The 19,417-nt window shown below is 32.9% G+C and carries 18 protein-coding genes and 1 pseudogene; 14 read left to right on the forward strand and 5 right to left on the reverse strand.

All coding sequences use genetic code 11. The features are described 5' to 3' along the window. The first annotated feature begins 5 nt into the window (after positions 1-5). From FHK87_RS22190 to FHK87_RS26610, 11 genes and pseudogenes are all read left to right on the forward strand, one after another. A complete protein-coding gene (locus FHK87_RS22190) occupies positions 6-560 on the forward strand; it encodes a TerD family protein (RefSeq protein ID WP_140596908.1) in 555 nt (184 codons plus the stop codon). A gap of 11 nt (positions 561-571) precedes the next feature. Further along, positions 572-1,246, forward strand: a complete 675-nt coding sequence (locus tag FHK87_RS22195; protein WP_140596911.1) for a TerD family protein — start codon at positions 572-574, stop codon at positions 1,244-1,246. A 29-nt stretch (positions 1,247-1,275) separates the two neighbouring features. Then, positions 1,276-1,953 (forward strand): TerD family protein, encoded by a 678-nt coding sequence (locus FHK87_RS22200; RefSeq protein WP_140596913.1) that lies wholly within the window; start codon positions 1,276-1,278, stop codon positions 1,951-1,953. Beyond that, the gene (locus FHK87_RS22205) at positions 1,950-2,588 is read left to right on the forward strand and encodes a vWA domain-containing protein (protein WP_140596915.1); all 639 of its coding nucleotides are present in this window, start codon (positions 1,950-1,952) and stop codon (positions 2,586-2,588) included. The genes FHK87_RS22200 and FHK87_RS22205 overlap by 4 nt, the downstream gene beginning before the upstream one ends. 21 nt (positions 2,589-2,609) lie before the next feature. Further along, a complete protein-coding gene (locus FHK87_RS22210) occupies positions 2,610-2,993 on the forward strand; it encodes a TerB family tellurite resistance protein (protein ID WP_140596917.1) in 384 nt (127 codons plus the stop codon). Between the two features lie 6 nt (positions 2,994-2,999). Further along, positions 3,000-3,635, forward strand: a complete 636-nt coding sequence (locus FHK87_RS22215) for a vWA domain-containing protein (RefSeq protein ID WP_140596920.1) — start codon at positions 3,000-3,002, stop codon at positions 3,633-3,635. A gap of 250 nt (positions 3,636-3,885) precedes the next feature. Beyond that, the gene (locus FHK87_RS22220; protein ID WP_140596922.1) at positions 3,886-4,944 is read left to right on the forward strand and encodes a TerY-C metal binding domain-containing protein; all 1,059 of its coding nucleotides are present in this window, start codon (positions 3,886-3,888) and stop codon (positions 4,942-4,944) included. 2 nt (positions 4,945-4,946) lie between these two features. Beyond that, on the forward strand, positions 4,947-6,398 hold the full coding sequence (locus tag FHK87_RS22225; protein ID WP_140596925.1) for a PP2C family serine/threonine-protein phosphatase: 1,452 nt from the start codon (positions 4,947-4,949) through the stop codon (positions 6,396-6,398). Positions 6,399-6,408: 10 nt separating this feature from the next. Further along, a complete protein-coding gene (locus FHK87_RS22230) occupies positions 6,409-7,926 on the forward strand; it encodes a helix-hairpin-helix domain-containing protein (protein ID WP_140596927.1) in 1,518 nt (505 codons plus the stop codon). Between the two features lie 17 nt (positions 7,927-7,943). Beyond that, positions 7,944-8,393: pseudogene (locus FHK87_RS26605) on the forward strand (sodium:calcium antiporter); the annotation flags it as partial. A gap of 168 nt (positions 8,394-8,561) precedes the next feature. Continuing rightward, on the forward strand, positions 8,562-9,095 hold the full coding sequence (locus tag FHK87_RS26610) for a sodium:calcium antiporter (protein WP_394344950.1): 534 nt from the start codon (positions 8,562-8,564) through the stop codon (positions 9,093-9,095). Between the two features lie 180 nt (positions 9,096-9,275). Here FHK87_RS26610 and FHK87_RS22240 read toward each other — a convergent pair whose 3' ends face one another. Together FHK87_RS22240 and fahA are read right to left on the reverse strand one after the other, a co-directional pair. Next, positions 9,276-10,463, reverse strand: a complete 1,188-nt coding sequence (locus tag FHK87_RS22240; protein WP_140596933.1) for a hypothetical protein — start codon at positions 10,461-10,463, stop codon at positions 9,276-9,278. Between the two features lie 107 nt (positions 10,464-10,570). Next, positions 10,571-11,851 (reverse strand): fumarylacetoacetase, encoded by a 1,281-nt coding sequence (fahA, locus tag FHK87_RS22245; RefSeq protein ID WP_140596935.1) that lies wholly within the window; start codon positions 11,849-11,851, stop codon positions 10,571-10,573. A gap of 364 nt (positions 11,852-12,215) precedes the next feature. On the opposite strand from fahA, the gene glyA reads away from it, so the two are divergent. Both glyA and FHK87_RS22255 read left to right on the forward strand, forming a co-directional pair. Then, positions 12,216-13,490: a serine hydroxymethyltransferase gene (gene glyA / locus FHK87_RS22250; protein WP_140596937.1), complete on the forward strand. Its 1,275-nt coding sequence runs from the start codon at positions 12,216-12,218 to the stop codon at positions 13,488-13,490. Between the two features lie 93 nt (positions 13,491-13,583). Continuing rightward, complete coding sequence (locus FHK87_RS22255) at positions 13,584-14,720, forward strand: MBL fold metallo-hydrolase (RefSeq protein WP_226294378.1); 1,137 nt, start codon at positions 13,584-13,586, stop codon at positions 14,718-14,720. 38 nt (positions 14,721-14,758) lie between these two features. Here FHK87_RS22255 and FHK87_RS22260 read toward each other — a convergent pair whose 3' ends face one another. The 3 genes from FHK87_RS22260 to FHK87_RS22270 all read right to left on the reverse strand — a co-directional run bounded on the left by FHK87_RS22260 (position 14,759) and on the right by FHK87_RS22270 (position 17,718). After that, positions 14,759-15,292, reverse strand: a complete 534-nt coding sequence (locus FHK87_RS22260; RefSeq protein ID WP_140596939.1) for a GNAT family N-acetyltransferase — start codon at positions 15,290-15,292, stop codon at positions 14,759-14,761. Positions 15,293-15,562: 270 nt separating this feature from the next. Continuing rightward, the gene (locus tag FHK87_RS22265; RefSeq protein WP_140596942.1) at positions 15,563-16,156 is read right to left on the reverse strand and encodes an SH3 domain-containing protein; all 594 of its coding nucleotides are present in this window, start codon (positions 16,154-16,156) and stop codon (positions 15,563-15,565) included. A gap of 11 nt (positions 16,157-16,167) precedes the next feature. After that, a complete protein-coding gene (locus FHK87_RS22270; protein WP_140596944.1) occupies positions 16,168-17,718 on the reverse strand; it encodes a hypothetical protein in 1,551 nt (516 codons plus the stop codon). Between the two features lie 248 nt (positions 17,719-17,966). Between FHK87_RS22270 and lpdA the strand changes: the two genes are divergently transcribed. Beyond that, positions 17,967-19,373: a dihydrolipoyl dehydrogenase gene (lpdA, locus tag FHK87_RS22275; protein WP_140596947.1), complete on the forward strand. Its 1,407-nt coding sequence runs from the start codon at positions 17,967-17,969 to the stop codon at positions 19,371-19,373. The last annotated feature ends 44 nt before the right edge of the window (positions 19,374-19,417 follow it).

A 19,417-nucleotide genomic window follows, 5' to 3' on the forward strand; every position in this document is an offset into this window, starting at 1 on the left:
AATAAATGGCAATCAATTTACAAAAAGGACAAAGAGAAACTTTATCAACCGGTAATTTTACAATTGGACTAGGTTGGGATACAAATGAAACATCAACAGGTGTAGATTTTGATCTGGATGCCTCTGTTTTTATTTTAGGAGAGAACAAGAAAATATTATCAGATCAACATTTTGTTTTTTATAATAATCTAAAATCTCCAGATGGTTCTGTTGAGCATACAGGAGATAATAGAACGGGAGAAGGTGATGGAGATGACGAATCAATTTTAATAGATTTATCTAAAATTGATGCTAATGCTGCCGAAATATGTATTGTTGTTACTATAGATGAATACGAAGCCAGAAAACAAAATTTTGGACAAGTAAGAAATTCATTTGTTAGAATTGTGGATAATAATTCTAATTCAGAACTCATGAAGTTTGAGTTAGACGAAGATTTTTCTGTTGAAACAGCTGTAGAATTCGGAAGGATTTATAAAAGAAACGGAGAATGGAAATTTGAAGCAATAGGTACAGGTATGAATGGTGGACTTCAAGCTTTCCTTGATAAATATAATTAATCCTGTTTTTTATGGCAATTAATTTATCAAAAGGACAGAAAATTGATTTAACCAAAAAAAACTCATCAGGAGCAACAACAGGACTCTTAAAATTTTGTGTTGGTGTCAACTGGGGAGCAATAGAAATTAGTTATCTTCAAGAAGTAACAAAAGGTGGATTTCTTGGTTTTGGAGGAACAAAAGAGAAGGTGACCAAAAAAATCAAAAAAGCAGTAGACCTAGATGCAAGTTGTGGTTTATTTAATTCTAAAAACGAACTTGTTGACGTAGTATTTTATAAACAACTCGTTTCAAAAGATGCTTCGGTTCATCATAGTGGTGATGATCTAGAAGGAGATATGGACGGAGATGACGGATTAGATAATGAAATTATCAGTGTAGAACTGAATAAGGTAAATCCATCTGTAGATAAAATAGTTTTCTTTTTGAATAGCTATAATAAACAAGATTTTGCAACAATACCCTTTGCATCAATTAGACTGTATGAAGGCACTCCTGAAAAAGTAACAAAAGTCTTTGCAAATTATGAGATCGCCTCAGATCCTAAATACAGCGGTTATGTTTCTTTAATTCTCGGATCTCTTCATAAAGATAACGGAGAATGGAAATTTAATGCAATTGGAGATCCTGTAAAAGCAGAAGATCTGAAAGAAACCCTTTCAGTTATAACACAAAACTATTTGTAAACACTAAATTCGATTAAAAAACGTAAAATATGGCAATTAATTTAACTAAAGGTCAAAAAATCGACCTAAGAAAATCATCTGGAGAACAACTTACTAACTTTTGTGTTGGTGTCAATTGGGGAGCAATTGAAACGATCAAAAAAGGATTGTTCGGAAAAAGAAAAGTAATAGAAGATGTTGATTTAGATTTAAGTTGTATTATGACCGATGCCAATGGTGAATTAGCTGATTGGATCTATTCTCCTGAGTATAATGGATTCTTACAACAGCATAACTATCCTCTAGGTAAGCTAATGTCAAAAGACGCTGCTCTACGACATAGTGGAGATGATAGACAAGGAGATGTTGGTGGAGATGATGGTCTCGATAATGAAATTATAAGCGTAGATCTAAGTAAGGTTGATAGTAATATCGATAAGATCTTTTTCTTTTTGAATATTTATTTAAACAAAGGACAAAACTTTGACTTTTCGCACATTCCTTTTGCAAAAATAAGAATGTATGAAGGAACACCATCACGTGTAAATAATGTACACTCTAGCTATGATATTGTTACAGATGGTTCTTATGCAGGAAAAGGTGCATTGATCATGGGAAAATTATACAAAAGAAACGGGGAGTGGAAATTTGATGCTATTGGAGAACCAACAGATGACAAAATGTTTCTTCAAACTATTCAGAAAATTTTACAAAATCACGCAAAATGAGAAGACTACCCGTATATCTCTTATTAGATACCTCTGGCTCTATGATGGGAGAACCTATAGAATCTGTAAAAAATGGTATGCAGGTTATGATAAGTTCACTCAGGCAAAATCCACAGGCAATCGAAACAGCATTTTTAAGTATCATTACTTTTGATAGCTCCGCAAGACAGGTTGTTCCTTTAACAGATTTAGCTTCTTTTCAAATACCGGAAATTAAAGCAACAGGAACAACTGCTTTAGGCGAAGCATTAAAACTAGTGAGTAACTGTATTGATAATGAAGTGGCCAAAACCACTGCCGAGAGTAAAGGAGATTGGAAACCAATGGTATTTATAATGACAGATGGTATTCCTACAGATGATGCACAAAGTGGAATTACAGAATTAAACAAAAGAAAAACGGCTTGTGTAGTCGCTTGTGCTGCCGGTAACGGAGCTGATACGAATGTTTTGAAAAAAATAACAGAAAACGTTGTAAGCTTAGATACTGCAGATAGTCAAAGTATTTCTAAATTCTTTGCATGGGTAACTGCATCTATAGGAGTTTCATCTTCCAAAGTTGAAGAATCAGGAGAGGAAACCTCAGGAATGAATGAACTTCCACCGCCACCATCTGAACTAAATATTGTTGTGTAATTTAACCTAAATAAAAATAAAATGAAATCTTTAGAAGTATTAAAAAAAGAAATCCTGGAAGATGGTGTAATTGATGCTGCCGAAGTAAAAGAAATTGAAGAAGTAATTTATGCTGATGGAACTATCGATCAAGAAGAAGCTGATTTTCTTTTTGAATTAAATGATGCCGTTTCAGGAAAAAGTAACGATAGCGCTTGGGAAGGGTTATTCGTAAAAGCAATTACTAGTTTTGTTTTAGATGATGATGGGTCTACCGGAGAGATAGACGCAGAAGAAGAAAAATATCTATTAGACCAAATTCAAGGAGATGGGCAAATAGATAATGTAGAAAAGGCTTTATTGGTAAACCTTAAAAATACTTTAGGTGAATCAATGCCACAAGCACTAAATAATTTATTAAACTAATATTTGATGAGAAGACTTCCAGTATATTTTTTATTGGATACATCCGGCTCAATGTTTGGAGAACCAATTCAGGCTTTGAATAATGCATTGAGTGGTATGATTAGTACTTTGCGTTCAGATGCTCAGGCATCTGAAACGCTTTGGATTAGTATTATCACTTTTGACAGAGAGGTAAAAGAAGTTATGCCGCTTACTGATTTACAATCATTACAACTCCCAGAAATAACCTGCCCAAGAAGTGGCCCTACTTTTACAGGAAAAGCATTAGAATTTTTATGCGAAAAAGTAAAAAATGATATCAAAAAAGGAACTCCCGATCAAAAAGGAGATTGGAAACCATTATTGTTTTTATTTACAGACGGAAAACCATCTGACCTACAACTTTATAAAGAAGTTATCCCAAAAGTAAAAGCTATTAATTTTGGAGCAGTGGTAGGGTGTGCAGCCGGAAACCTTTCGGATGATGAAAAGCTAAAAGAACTTACTGATACAGTTGTTCATTTAGAAACAGCAGATAGCAATACACTAAAACAATTCTTTTTATGGGTTTCAGATACTATCGAACAAGGGAATAAAAGTATGGGAACTTCAAGTACGGTAACTTTGCCTCCACCTCCGTCTGAAGATATTATAGTTATATGATACATATTATTAAACTAATAGTTTCTATTTCTATTATAGGGTTATTTGTTTATAGTAAGCTACATGTTCATGAAAATAGATTATCACCTAGTTTCATGAGAATTTATAAACCTTTTAAAGATATACTTTCGTCTATTTTATTGTTCTTGAATAAGTTTTTTAAACCTTATAGGGTAGGAAACGGCTTATTTATAGACATGTCCCAAATTGTTTTATTAATCGCATTACTTGTTATTTTAATGATTTAACCATGAGAAGACTGCCTATTTATTTTTTAATTGACGTTTCAGAATCTATGGTAGGAGAACCTATCGATAGGGTGCAAGATGGAATGGCAACTATTATCCAATCTTTAAAAACAGATCCGACAGCTTTAGAAACTGTCTTCATATCTGTAATCGTATTTGCAGGAGAAGCAAAAACAATTGTTCCTTTGCAAGATATTATAAGTTTTTACCCACCTAAATTTCCAATAGGTAGTGGTACTTCATTAGGAAAAGGCCTTGGTCATTTGATGTATGAACTAAGAAAAAATATAGTTAAAACCACAGCAGAACAAAAAGGAGATTGGAAACCAATCGTTTTCTTGTTTACAGATGGTGTACCAACAGATAATACCAGTAGTGTTATTTCAGAATGGAATAATAACTGGAGAAGAACAGCAAATCTTATTGCCGTTTCTCTTGGAGGGGGAGGAGATAAATCAATCTTAGGACAATTGACCGAAAATGTACTAGAAGTTGAAAACTCAACTGCCGAGAGCTATAAAGAATTTTTTAAATGGGTTACCGACTCTATCAAAACAAGTAGTGAGAGTGTCGAAAACAATAAGTCCGGTTTTGAATTAGCAAATATCAACTCTGATGAAATCAAAGAAGTTGATTTATCAACAGAAAATAACAGTTCGACATCATCATATGTAGATGATAATTTTGTTGTATTGGCAGGCAAATGCCAAAACACAAGGAGAACGTATTTAATGAAATATAAGAAAGACCTAAAACCAACAGATTTTGCCGGTATTCCTTTAACAACAAAATCGTATCGTTTAAATGGAGCTTTTCAGGTCGATGAAAGTTATGAAGAGCTTTCTGGCAATACAGAAACTAACTTTACAATTAATACCGAAGAATTAATAGGTGCACCAACATGCCCTTGTTGTGGAAATCAAATTGCATTTGCAGTTTGCCAATGTGGACAAATACATTGTATAGGAGAAGAAGAAATAAGTACTTGTCCGAGTTGTTTTAATAAAGGTAGGTATGGAGCAGGAAGTGGTGGATTTGATGTAAATCGTACACAAGGGTAGTAATGAATAGAGAAAAAAACTATGTAACAGAATTACTTTCTAAACAAGGAATAAATGTATCTAAAAATGAACAACTATTAGACGCATTTGTTTCAGATGATGAAATACAAGATTCAATCATATCAATCAAAAAACTACAGAAAAGAATTATGGAAAAGTGGAAAATAAAAACCCGAGTTCTGGATTTTAAAAATACTTCCATTATCATCCCAAATGGAACAGAAGGTTTTGACTATAATCATAATTTTGACTCTCAGTTTTTTATTGAGAAAGAAGTCATTTCCTATGCTTTTAAAGGTCTTGAAGAATTAGGTTTAACATTTGATCCAAAAGCAAATTCGATCTCTGGAAAACTCATTGCCAATGGAAGCTTTAAAATCCAAATTTTGTTTAAGGTTGAGGGAGAAGAAGACTCATCAGAACTGCATGAAAAGTCTATAAACTTTGTAATTAATCCGGATCCAAAATCATTGTGGAAAAATATACCTAGTGATAAAGAAGCGATTTATTGGAAAGAAGATAATAGATCTTCTGCAATGGATATAGGAGATAAAAAAATTGTAGTATCTTCAAAAAGAGGACGATCGCATCAAAACGTTGGTAGTTTTAGAGATGATGATTTTGCATATAAGCATTTTGAAAAAACAGGATGGACAGTTGTAACGGTAGCTGATGGAGCTGGGAGTGCAAGTTTGTCTAGAAAAGGATCAGAACTGGCTTGCCAGGAGTTGATTAATTATCTAGAAGAAGAAGTATCTGATGAAACTTGGAATCAATTTGATATAGAAATTAAAAAATTTATAACTTCAAAAGATGAACAAGCACTTATAAATGCAAAAGAATTAGGGATCCAATCTTTATATCAATCGGTACTTCATTCGCATAAACACATCAAAAAGATTGCAGAGGATACCTATGACCAATACCCTGAGATTTTTACAAATCCCAGAGCTAAAAATAATTTTGATTACTTTCATTCAACACTTATCTGTGCAGTTTTTAAAAAAATAGAAGAGAAATATGTTATTATAACCTTTAGTGTTGGGGATTGTCCTATTGGCATTGTTAATAAAGATAAAACAAAGGCAAAGCTTTTGAATTGGTTAGATGTTGGTGAGTTTGGTGGGGGAACTCGTTTTGTTACACAAGCCGAGATTTTTCATTCAAAAGAACGCCCTCCGGCAACAAGATTCAATTTACATATTGAAGAGGATTTTTCATATTTGTTTTTGATGACCGATGGAATTTATGATGCTAAGTTTGAAGTTGAAGCTAATCTGGAAAAAACAGAAAAATGGCTAACATTTTTGAATGATCTTGATGGAAATAATGAGGATAAGATAAAGGTTGATTTTTCTGAAGAACACGAGGTAGTCGAAGAACAATTAAATAACTGGATGGATTTTTGGAGTAAAGGAAACCATGATGACAGAACATTAGCCATAATATATTAGCATACATTATATGAGTTCAAGAACAGTAGTATCAATCATAGACTCTTCAAAAAAGTACCAATACATAGATAATGGTGAGCCCATGCGAGGCGGAATGAAAGATGTATATTTTAGTCCTGACAAATCCTATGTAGTTGCTATTTACAGAGATAAACAAGATCATAACTCTATCGAAAGACTTCGTAATATTTGCACAAAATATTATAATAGTTTCTTTAATAGAGAAGGAGGAGATTTTTACAAAGAACTTTATGCTTGGCCTACCGATGTGATTTCAGTCGATGGAAAAACAGGGATTATAGTACCTTGTTATTCTAAAAACTTTTTCTTTACTAAAGGATACAGTACCAATGATCTTCTAAAGGGAAAAGAAAAAGAAGGAAAATGGTTTGCCAGCGCCAAATTTAGAACAAGCTCTGCACGTCTTAAATTAGATAAATCCGAATTGGGAAACTGGCTTAGTTATTTTCAAGTATGTGTAAATATTTCAAGAGGGGTAAAAAGAATGCATGCAGCAGGTTTAGCTCATTCTGATTTGTCTTATAAAAATGTACTGATTGATCCTGTAAGTAAATCTGCGGCTATTATCGATATTGATGGTTTGGTAGTTCCGGGATTATATCCACCCGATGTAATAGGTACAGCCGATTTTATCGCTCCGGAAGTAGTAGCTACCAAACATTTGGACGCTAAAGATCCAAATAGAAATTTACCAAATCGATTAACAGATCTACACGCATTAGCTGTGTTAATTTACATGTATCTATTATATCGCCACCCACTACGGGGAGGTAATTATTTTGGAGCTATAGAGTCTGATGAAGAAGAAGATTTGTTAATGGGTAAAAAAGCTCTGTTTATTGAACATCCAACTGATGATAGTAACAGAAATTTTAAAAGAGAATACGGAGATAGTGTACAAAAATTTTATCCATGGACGGATTTACAATCTACTCCATACACGATCACCGGTCCTTATCTTAAAGAACTATTTGACCAAGCATTTGTAAAAGGTTTACAAAATCCTAGAGAAAGACCTCTTGCCGAAATGTGGGAACAAGCGTTGATCAAAACTAACGATTTAAAACTTCAATGTAGTAATTCTAGTTGTGAACAACAATGGTTTATTTATACGAATACAAAGGTAACTAAATGTCCTTTCTGTAATACACGCTATAATCATTCTATTCCTGTTCTTGATTTTTTCTATCAGTTCAAACCAGGAGTATGGAAACCCGAAAACCAAAGATTGGTGATTTGTAATAATACAACATTGCACAAATGGCATGTGAACCGAAATATTATTAGAAACGAAAAACTAACTGCAGCAGATAAGAAGCGACTTGGTTACTTTGTATTTCATAACAATAGCTGGCTCCTAATCAATGAAGGGTTAAAAGGACTAAAGGATGTAACGAATGATGTAGAAGTACCTAGAGGAGAATCTTTAGAATTAATAGACGGAAATAAAATCTTACTTTCTGATGATGAAAGCGAGAGAGTCATGACAATAACAATAACTAATTAACACCAAAATAAAATAATATGATATTACTTTCCATTTTACTGATTATTCTAACTTGTATAATTATTTGGCGTGCAAGTGATGGTTTTGAAGCAGCTTCAGAATATCTAGGTCGTAACCTAAGTGAAGGAGTAAGAGGTGCTACCATCAATGCCATAGGTTCTTCTATGCCCGAATTATTTACTACTTTGTTTTTTCTTTTTGTCTTAAAAGATAAAGATGGTTTTGCCGGAGGAATAGGAACTACAGCAGGAAGCGCCATTTTTAATGGAATGATAATACCGGCTGTAGTAATTTTGGTTGTAGTTTTAAAAAGAGTAACAACTCATGTCGAAGTATCAAAAAAAGTACTATTAAGAGATGGTATATCACTTTTGATATGTGAGTTTGTACTCATATTTCTTTTAGGGGGAGACTCCTTAAACTGGGTGCATGGAGTCGTTTTAATGGGATTGTATGCAGCATATTCGATTTATATGTTGACTTCAATGAAATCTGACGATACCGAAGAAGAAGAGGAAGAAGATGAAGAGGAGGAGGAAGATGACGAGAAAGGAAACCTATTTTTAAATCTTATCACATTGAACTTAGAACCGATCTTTGTTAAAGATGAAATCAATAATAAAAATGCATGGCCAATGCTAATTGTTGCAATGACAATCATTGGTGCGGCATGCTTGCTACTAGTAAAATCATGCGAATGGTTGGGAGATGAACTCAATATCCCTATTTACTTTATTGCAGTTGTTTTGGCTAGTGGAGCCACCAGTGTACCGGATACTATATTATCCATGAAAGATGCAAAAAATGGAAATTATGATGATGCGGTATCAAATGCACTTGGGAGCAATATTTTTGATATATGTTTTGCTTTAGGTTTTCCACTGTTTCTATTTACAATTATTTATGGTCCTATAGAGATGAATGCAGAGACAGTAGTAAATGTTGCAGAACTACGTATATTATTGTTCATACTTACATTTGTAGCGTTCTTAATATATATTATGAAAAGGAAGATGGGAATATTCAATGCGATCCTCTTATTATCCATATATATAGTCTTTACAGTTTATATTTTTGGAAGATCAATGGATTCTGAAACGGCACTACAAATTAGCAATTGGTTACATTCTATTAATGATAGCATTGATCAATTTAGATTTTGGAAATAATAAAGTAAGAATATGAATTTTTGATCATAAAAAAAATTATGGTTTTAAAAGAAAATACGCCAAGAAAATATTTATTTTCTCGGCGTATTTTTTGAATTTTAATTGAAGTCAAGATGACTTCACCGATAAAGAAATTGAATTGTTTTCAAGTTCTATTACTTTTTAATGAACATTGTAAACTTATTTGAATCGGTAGTTAACAATGATATTTTTTAGTTTGTTTTTTAAATCTTCACCAGAATCATAGACCATCTGTTCATTAGTAGGAAAAGAAACAGCTCTTAAACCTATAAAATCTAATAAGTTATCATCTAGAGCTCTTTTATCACCATTATAATTTGCATATACATGTTGAAAAACATACTCGCTAGATATAGGAAAAGTTTCTAATAATTGTCTTGTTCTTAGGTTTTTATATTTAACATTTCCTCTGACATTTACCGCTTTAAACTGTGTAAATTCATAATATTCACATTTTACGGTAACCATTTTATCTACTTTTACTTTTTCTCCTTTATCATCAATTACGATTTCATCATTCTCGTCCAAAAGATACTCCCAACCATCCTTTACGATTCTTTCTTTTTGTAATTGGCGCTCTTTTACCTGTTCTGGAGAAATATTGATTTCTCTTAATGAAACTTCCATCGCATAATCATAATTGATAGATTTTTGTGACTTACTGTGATAAACAGTCCAAAGATCATCAAGGCCATATGTTCCAAAATTAAGTAAATCACTCTCTAATCTTCGAGGGATGATAACGTTGGTATTATTAGTCATCGAAACTTTTACAAAGTCTGTTCCTTTTTGATGTGCTTCGTCTATCATAGATCTGGTATCACGATAATTAGGGGTGATTTTATCTAGATATACCAAATCATCATATACAACTCTATAATCTTGTTTTCTTTGTGCAGTAGACAACATTTTTTTTGCACTGTTATACAGATAATCAGACAGTTTTTCTTTGGTACTTAATATTTTTTGATCATAATTATTAAGTACAAAGTTTGCATTACGACCTTGTTCAGTAATATAAAGAGGCAACAAGGGTTTGATACGTTCCTGTCTTTTTTTTAGAGATACATAAGTATTATATATTTTATCCAAATTAGCCGGATTACCTTCATTTTCTAGATAGGTAACAGCGTTTTGATCTCTTTCTACAACCTTAACAAAAGCTTCTTCAAGCATCAAAATGTAAGGTTGTTTACCTTTCTTATTTTTATTTGTCTTGAGTTTATTTAAGGCAATATTAATTGCTTGATCATAATTTCCTGTATTAAGTGCTTTCTCAGTCTTTTTTACACTGCTACAGGAATAGCATATTGCTAAAATAAAAACGAATAGTAGTTGTTTTTGCATATTGATGGTATTATAGTTCTAGTAGTATCTTAGGGCAATTTTGATGCCAAAAGATATAAAAAAACCTCGAAATAATCATTTCGAGGTCTAAAAAATAGATGATTGCTTTACTTTTTAAAGACAGGAAGAAGTTTTGTAGAAACCTCTCCAAATCCTATTCTTACGTTCTTATTTTTACAATACCCTCTCATGATTACAGTATCATTATCGTCTATAAATTTACGGCTTCCTCCGGATTTTAATTGTACCGGTTTTTCTCCTCTCCAACTCAATTCTAGCATAGATCCATAAGAATCAGGAGTAGGTCCTGATATGGTACCGCTACCCATCATATCTCCAGAATTTACAGGACAACCATTAATAGTATGGTGAGCCAATTGTTGTGCCATATTCCAATACATATATTTGAAATTGGTTTTACAAACAATAGTTTCTTCTTCTTTTTCTGGTTGTATAGATACTTCAAGATTAATATCAAAGCTCTTATCTCCTTCATATTGAAGATAAGAAAATTGTTCTTTTATAGGTTTTGGGCTTTTAACTCTAAAAGGTTCTAAAGCATCTAAAGTAACAATCCAAGGTGACATCGAGGAAGCAAAGTTTTTTCCTAAAAATGGTCCAAGTGGCACATATTCCCACTTTTGTAAATCTCTAGCACTCCAATCATTAAAAAGAACTAATCCAAAAATATAATCTTCGGCTTCTTCTATAGGGATTGGTTCTCCCAAGGCATTGGCATCTGTTGTTATAAAAGCCATTTCGAGTTCAAAATCAACCAATCTTGATGGTCCAAATATTGGATCTTTTGCCCCATTAGTCAATTTTTGACCTTGCGGTCTGTGAACAGGTATTCCCGAAGGAACAATAGAGCTACTACGACCATGATATCCTATTGGCATATGTAACCAATTTGGTAATAATGCATTTTCCGGATCTCTAAACATTTTTCCAACATTGGTCGCATGTTCAATACTACTATAGAAATCGGTATAATCTCCAATTCGTATAGGAAGCTGCATTTCAATTTCTTCTAAGGTAAAAAGTACTATTTTTTTATGCTCTTCATTATTTTTAAGGGTATCATTATTAGCATCAAAAATTTCAGCGATTTTATTACGAACAAGTCTCCACGTCTTTTTTCCATCAGAGATAAAGTCATTGAGAGAATCTTGTAGAAAAATATCATCTGTGAGCGGGATACCTTCAAAATAACCAAGTTGATGTAGTGCTCCAAGATCAATAGCTGTATCTCCGATTCGTGTACCTATTGTTATAATATCATCTCGTGTTAAAAACACCCCAAAAGGAATATTCTGTATAGGGAAATCAGTATTAGAAGGGGTTTTGATCCACGTTTTTCTATCAGGATTATTTGCAGTTATGGGCATTATCGTTTTTTTTAGTTATTAGATGATTAGCTTGACCAAATATATAATATTCGAACGTTTAAAAGTTTTTTAATTTGTGAAAAATAATTAAAAAAGTAATTACATAGGATATAGAACTCTTTCGAATATAAAATTTTTATTCGATAATCAAAGTAGTAAAGGTTTTAAGGCTTGCCGTTAGACTTTGAAAATATGTATTGTTCAAGCTGAGGTATTAACTATTCTATCATATTTTATGTTTTAGACGATAAATCATCTATCTATAATCGCTGTGAACAAGTTGTTTATATTTATTAGGGTTTGTTTAAGGAAATATAAGGAACGGATTTCCTATTTTTGCGTTTTATTAACAAATTAAGATTACATGCAACGCGACAAACAAATTTTTGATTTGATTCAAGAAGAAAAAGAACGTCAAATCAATGGCTTAGAACTTATTGCTTCAGAAAATTTTGTAAGTGAACAAGTAATGGAAGCCGCAGGTTCAGTATTAACTAATAAATATGCAGAGGGATATCCGGGAAAACGTTATTATGGAGGCTGTGCGGTAGTAGATATTGTAGAACAAATTGCAATAGATCGTGCCAAAGAATTGTTTGGAGCAGCATATGCAAATGTGCAACCTCATTCAGGTTCGCAAGCTAATACTGCTGTATATCATGCTTGTCTTAAACCAGGAGACAAAATCCTTGGGTTTGATCTTTCCCATGGTGGACATTTGACTCATGGTTCTCCGGTCAATTTTTCTGGTAAATTGTATACTCCTGTTTTTTATGGAGTTGAAAAAGAGACAGGAACATTAAATTATGATAAAATACAAGAAATAGCTACTAAAGAAAAGCCACAATTGATTATTGCCGGTGCTTCTGCTTATTCTAGAGAAATTGATTACAAAAGATTTAGAGAAATAGCAGATAGTGTAGGAGCGATCCTTTTGGCAGACATTGCACACCCGGCAGGTTTGATAGCAAAAGGAGTTATTGCAGACCCTGTACCTCATTGTCATGTGGTTACAACAACAACACATAAAACGCTAAGAGGCCCCAGAGGAGGACTAATCCTGATGGGTAAAGATTTTGAAAATCCATTCGGGATTACTTTGAAAAATGGAAAAAAACGTATGATGTCTTCTCTTTTTGACAGTGCTGTATTTCCTGGTAATCAAGGTGGGCCATTAGAACATATTATTGCTGCAAAAGCTATAGCTTTCAAAGAAGCACTAAGCGATGAGTTTTTACATTATATCATTCAGGTAAAGAAAAATGCTGCAGTAATGGCAGAAGCTTTTGTGAAAAAAGGATATGAAGTAATTTCTGGAGGTACCGATAATCATATGATGTTAATCGATTTGCGTAATAAAAATGTAACAGGAAAACAGGCAGAAGAAGCATTGGGAGTTGCAGATATTACAGTTAATAAAAATATGGTACCTTTTGATGATAAGTCTCCTTTTGTGACTTCAGGTATTCGTATTGGAGTTTCTGCAGTAACGACAAGGGGTCTTAAAGAAGAAGATATGATACAAATTGTTGAATTGATCGATAGAGTAATTACAAATGTTGAAGATGAAGATGCATTACATCATATTGCTGATGAAGTAAATGCTATGATGGCAGATAAACCTCTATTCACAAAATAGAATTTCTTAATCTTTATATATTAAAACGTATTATCTTTTGCTAAAGCTGGATAGTGCGTTTTTTTGGCTTTAATAATTAATTCATTATTTATAATGAAACATAAAATCTTAAGATATACCAAACGTATGTTATTCATAATTGCAATCTTATTCGGTGTATTGCTACTAACAGCAATTGTTTTTATCAATTTTAGTCCTCAGTTTGGAGGTACTCCAGACAAAGAACAGAAAAAAATATACTCGCAGTCTGATAATTTTGAAGACGGTAAATTCATTATAAGAACCCCAATAAGTACTTCAGAAAACAGATGGGAAGCTATACAAAAAGTTTTTAAAAAGAAAACTCATCAAAGACCTTTAAAAGAAATAGAACCTTTGGTTTTGGATTCTACTGCTATTACAAGTTATTCTAGTGACGAAACAAAAGTAACATGGTTTGGACATTCTACTTTTCTTTTACAGATGCAAGGCGCAACTATTCTTTTAGATCCTATGCTAGGAGATTATGCTTCTCCGCTACCTATTAACATGACAAAAAGGTTTAATACAAAATTACCTATTGCTATAGAGAAGTTACCTTTCATAGATTTTGTAATTTTTTCTCACGATCATTATGATCATTTAGATTATTCAACAATTAAAAAAATAAAGGATAATGTAGGTAAGTTTTTTGTACCTCTTGGTTTAAGTGCGCACTTGACTTCCTGGGGAGTTGAGAAAGAAAAAATAGAAGAATTAGATTGGTGGGATATGACAAGTTTTGGTGATATTCAACTTGTTTGTACACCTGCTATTCATTTTTCTGGCAGAGGGTTGTTTGATCAAGGGGCAACTTTATGGGCTTCTTGGGTTATTAAGGGGAAAAATGATAAGATCTATTTTAGCGGTGATAGTGGTTATGGAAACCATTTTAAAACTATCGGAGATAAATATGGGCCATTTGATCTGGTTCTGATGGAATGTGGACAGTACGATAAAGACTGGAAAAATATCCATATGTTCCCCGAAGAAACAGTACAAGCAGCTGTAGATGTTAAGGGAGAAGTATTGGTTCCTATACACTGGGGAAGTTTTAAGCTGGCTAATCATATATGGACTGACCCTATTGAACGAGTTGTGAAAAAAGCACAAGAACTTAACATTAATATTAGCACTCCTAGAATAGGAGAGACTATTATCATTCATCATAAAACATATCCAGAAACGCGGTGGTGGGTAAATTATGATTAGAACTTATTTTGCTTGATGAATGATACTCCTGTAAATCATTACCTTGAAATTGAATAAAGGACACAATTTTTTAAGGCACTATACTTAAGTAATTTAGGATGTTCAAACGTTTTGAGGAATTTCATCCCAATTTTTTTCATGATAGCCTCTGATTTAGTATTTATTTCTGGTGCTACAGCGTAAATGGTCTTTAATTTAAGCGTATTAAAGGCAAAATCTATACATGCTATCGCCCCTTCGGTTGCGTATCCTTTATTCCAACTATTTTTATGTAATCTCCAGCCAATATCTACAAATCTATCAATATCATCAAAATATGTCTGCTCGCATATCCCTATAAAACCAATACATGTCTGAGTTTCTATAACTTCTACTGCAAAATAACAAAATCCTGTTTCGTCAAACATCTCTTGCATTCTGAAGATAAAATCTCTTGTGTCTTTTCTGGAAGGTTTAAATGGAAAAAATTCCATGACCTGATCATCGTTATTGATCTCTGTTAATATTTCTAAATCATCAATACTCCAGTTTCTAAATCCTAATCTTTGAGATCTGAAAATATAATTGTCCATGTAGTATACTATTAGAAAATATTTAATAAATTATTTAGTGATCAGTATCGAACATCTTTGGGATTTCGGGCACAAGTCTATTACCTTCCCAACGTAATTCAATTTCGAGAGTTTTAGTTTCTACCCAATTTACATCTTGATCAACAATCTCACTTTCTTCTCTTTTAAATATGATTCTGCCTTTTATACCATTATCATCATCTGGAAAAGTTAATGATTCTTCTGACCAATGTGGAGCATCTGCACTTTTTCCAAATCGAACTGCTGTAATTAGCTTTGTACCTGTATTAAATAAATAAAACCACCATTATTAGCAAAAGGATCAATAGGCATGTATTCTATCAAAAGCATATTTTTTATAGATTCTAGTCCTTTATTATCGTATGATTTTATAGAAAAATGTGTATTGAAGAACTCAGTTTCATTCTCTATATATGTTTTAGAATTCTCTAGAAGTCTGGTTTGTAAATAAAATCGTTCTCCTTGTACTTTGACTGCGATTAGATAGGTAGAATTGTTAAATGAAGTTTTGTGGATTGCAATTAGCCCTCCCAGAATATATCCTGTAGTGCTCTTATATTTAATTTTATACCAGGGTGAGTCTAAACCGTTATATTTTTGGGATTGATCTGTTTTTTCTAGAATTGTGATTTGAGTTCCTATTTTTAATAAATCAATAACCTCAGATTGCGTATTAGGAGCAGTTCTTAATTTGACGTTATCGCCATATAAATAAACAATTTGATTTTCTGTAAAATTATGATTTGGTTCGAATATCTCCTCTTGACTGTACAGAACTCTAAAACCTAAAAAAAAGATCAGAATACAAGCTTTTTGGCAAATATTGAATTGATACAGACTCATTTTTTTGATTTTTAATTCTCAAACGCAACACTTTCATATGCCCCAATATCAGGAGCACTAGTGTTTCTTGGAATTCCTAATATATCTGAATCGATAGTTGGAATAGAAGCTTGGCCATTAGCAGCCGATTTTTCTCCTATATTTAGAAGGTTATCAAATGGCGCTTGAAAATCAGGATCTTCATTGAATATCATATTTTCAAAAATAAGAGCGTTGCTAAAATCATATAATGGATTATCCTGAAATTCATTTTGTGGATCATCGAATTGAAGCAAACAATTTTTGAAAGAGAAGTTAAAGGCAGTACCATTTACTCTACTAAATAATAATTCTCTGGATTGGCTTCCAAAAATGATACAATTTGTAAAATTAGCAGATAATAAATCTGCGGTAACAACTTCAGATTCATTTACAATTAGATTGTTATCAATCAAAACCGCGGGAAACTCTCTAAAACCGGTTCCTATACTAGAATAATTTGTAAATGTACAATGATTAAAGTCGTAGGTTCCACCCAGAGAACAATTTAGAGCCACTTGTCCTGCATTATTGATGACTATATTTTCTCCGGATACATTACCGGTTCTTGCTAGCAGACCAACATTAGAACTATTGTAAATTTGGGTATTCTTTATTGTTAGCGTAGGCGTCGTACTACCATCATTAGAGTCCATAAATATACCAACAGTAGCATTTTTGATAGTAGCATGATTGATACTATGACCAGTGCTACCGGCAGTGAGCCAAATCGTACCCCATTGTCCGGGAACATCACTAAATGCACTTTCTAATCGATCACCTTCAAAAATAACTTCATTTTCCATACGTTTCGGATCAGAGCTTACTTCTCCATTAACAACTAGACTTCCTTCATTAGCAACAATAATTCCGGATTCAGCATGAAAATGTATCCTTGCACCAGCATCAATAGTAAGTGTTTTTCCATTTGGTACTGCTGCATATCCATAAATCACATAGGGTTTTTCGTTGGTAAAGTTGAGTTCATCATCATCTAATAAAAAACCTTCGATTCTAATTTCGTTATCTTCATTGTCTAGTCCCAATGTTATGGTTTCTACAGTACCAGTCATTGCATCACGTGACGGAAATAAAAATACAGCATCTTTAATTAAGGTTACTAAGTCTACATCTTGCTGATTACTTCCTATATCAAATAAAATTCTATCTGTGTATAAAAATTCGGTATCTGTGGTTTGATCAGTAATATCAGTAGTTGTCTCTACAAAAACAAAAATACTATCCTTTGCAAGTACCTGTATATTTTCAAAAGATTTTCCCGGTATCCCATCTACATTAAGTCTATAATTAGAGATCTCGCCACGTTCTAATGTAATGGTAGGAATAGTAAAGTCATCATCAGTGCGGTTATAAATTTTAAAGCTATAAGTACTTGAGCCAATATTTGTAAAAATAGTATCCAAAAACAAGGTATCAGTAGAAAATTCTAAATTCCCTACACTTGGTCTAGACTCAAAATCATTACGACAAGAACTCCATAAAACAATAATGATAATGAGAAAAATTGTAGATAAATAGCGCATCTATTAAGAAAAAAGCTTTGTATGTTAAAAAAAGAACTAATAAAACCGATGCATCCATTAGCACGATCTTGTTAGCTTTAACTAAAGTATAATTTTTAAAGTATTCCCAGCATTGTTTTTTCATAAAAATTTGATGATACCTTAAAAATTTCTTCTTTGTATAATTATTTATTAATTACTATCGAAAATTCTTTCAATACCTTTAACTTTGTTAATTAAATTTAATAAGCACAACATAATAATTTATTATGAGTACATATGATGTAGCCGTAATTGGCTCCGGGCCTGGTGGATATGTAGCAGCAATTCGATGCGCTCAACTAGGTATGAAAACTGCAATAATCGAAAAATACTCAACTCTTGGTGGAACTTGTCTTAATGTAGGATGTATCCCTAGTAAAGCATTACTGGATTCTTCTCATCACTACGAACATGCAGTAAAACATTTTTCAGATCATGGAATAGAAATTCCCGGAGATGTAAAAATTAATCTTGAAAAAATGATTGCTCGCAAACAAGCTGTGGTAGATCAAACTACTGGAGGTGTTGAATTTTTAATGAAAAAAAATAAAATTGATGTTTTCGAAGGTGTAGGAGCTTTTAAAGATGCGACTCATATAGATATTACAAAGACTGATGGAAGTCAAGAAACCATTGAAGCAAAAAATAGTATTATTGCTACAGGATCTAAGCCTTCTACATTACCTTTTATTACAATAGATAAGAAAAGAATCATTACTTCTACAGAAGCACTTAAATTAAAAGAGATACCAAAGCATCTTGTTATTATTGGTGGAGGAGTAATTGGTTTAGAGTTAGGGCAAGTGTATAGAAGGCTAGGTGCAGAAGTATCTGTTGTGGAGTATATGGATAGAATTATTCCTGGGATGGATAAGGCTTTATCAAGAGAACTTCAAAAAGTGTTGAAAAAGCAAGGAGTGAAATTTTATACTTCACACAAAGTAACTGGCGTAAAAAGCACAGCAAAACAGGTTACCGTTACGGCTGATGATAAGAAAGGAAATCCTGTAGAGTTCAAAGGAGACTATTGTTTGGTATCCGTAGGACGTCGCCCTTATACAGATGGGTTAAACGCAGAAGCAGCCGGAGTAAAAATAAATGAAAGAGGACAGGTTGAGGTAAATGATCATTTACAAACCAATGTATCTAATATTTATGCTATAGGCGATGTGATAAAAGGAGCTATGTTGGCGCACAAGGCAGAAGAAGAAGGTGTTTTTGTAGCAGAAACATTAGCAGGACAAAAGCCCCATATCGATTATAATTTGATTCCAGGAGTGGTATATACCTGGCCAGAAGTTGCAGCAGTAGGCAAAACAGAAGAAGAGTTAAAAGAAGCCGGAGTAGCTTACAAATCAGGACAATTCCCTTTTAGAGCTTTGGGTAGAGCAAGAGCAAGTGCAGATATAGATGGTTTTGTCAAAATACTTGCTGATGAAAAAACCGATGAGGTTTTAGGAGTACATATGATCGGGGCTCGTTGTGCAGATTTGATTGCAGAAGCAGTAACTGCTATGGAGTTTAGAGCTTCTTCTGAAGATATTTCTCGTATGTCTCATGCACATCCGACATTTACAGAAGCAATTAAAGAAGCTGCACTGGCAACAACGGATAATAGAGCATTACATGTATAGTGTTCTTTAAAATATATTATAAGTAGAAGCAGGAGGATATTTTT

This window comes from Aquimarina algicola, from assembly GCF_006443095.1.
GTDB classification, from domain to species: Bacteria; Bacteroidota; Bacteroidia; order Flavobacteriales; family Flavobacteriaceae; genus Aquimarina; species Aquimarina algicola.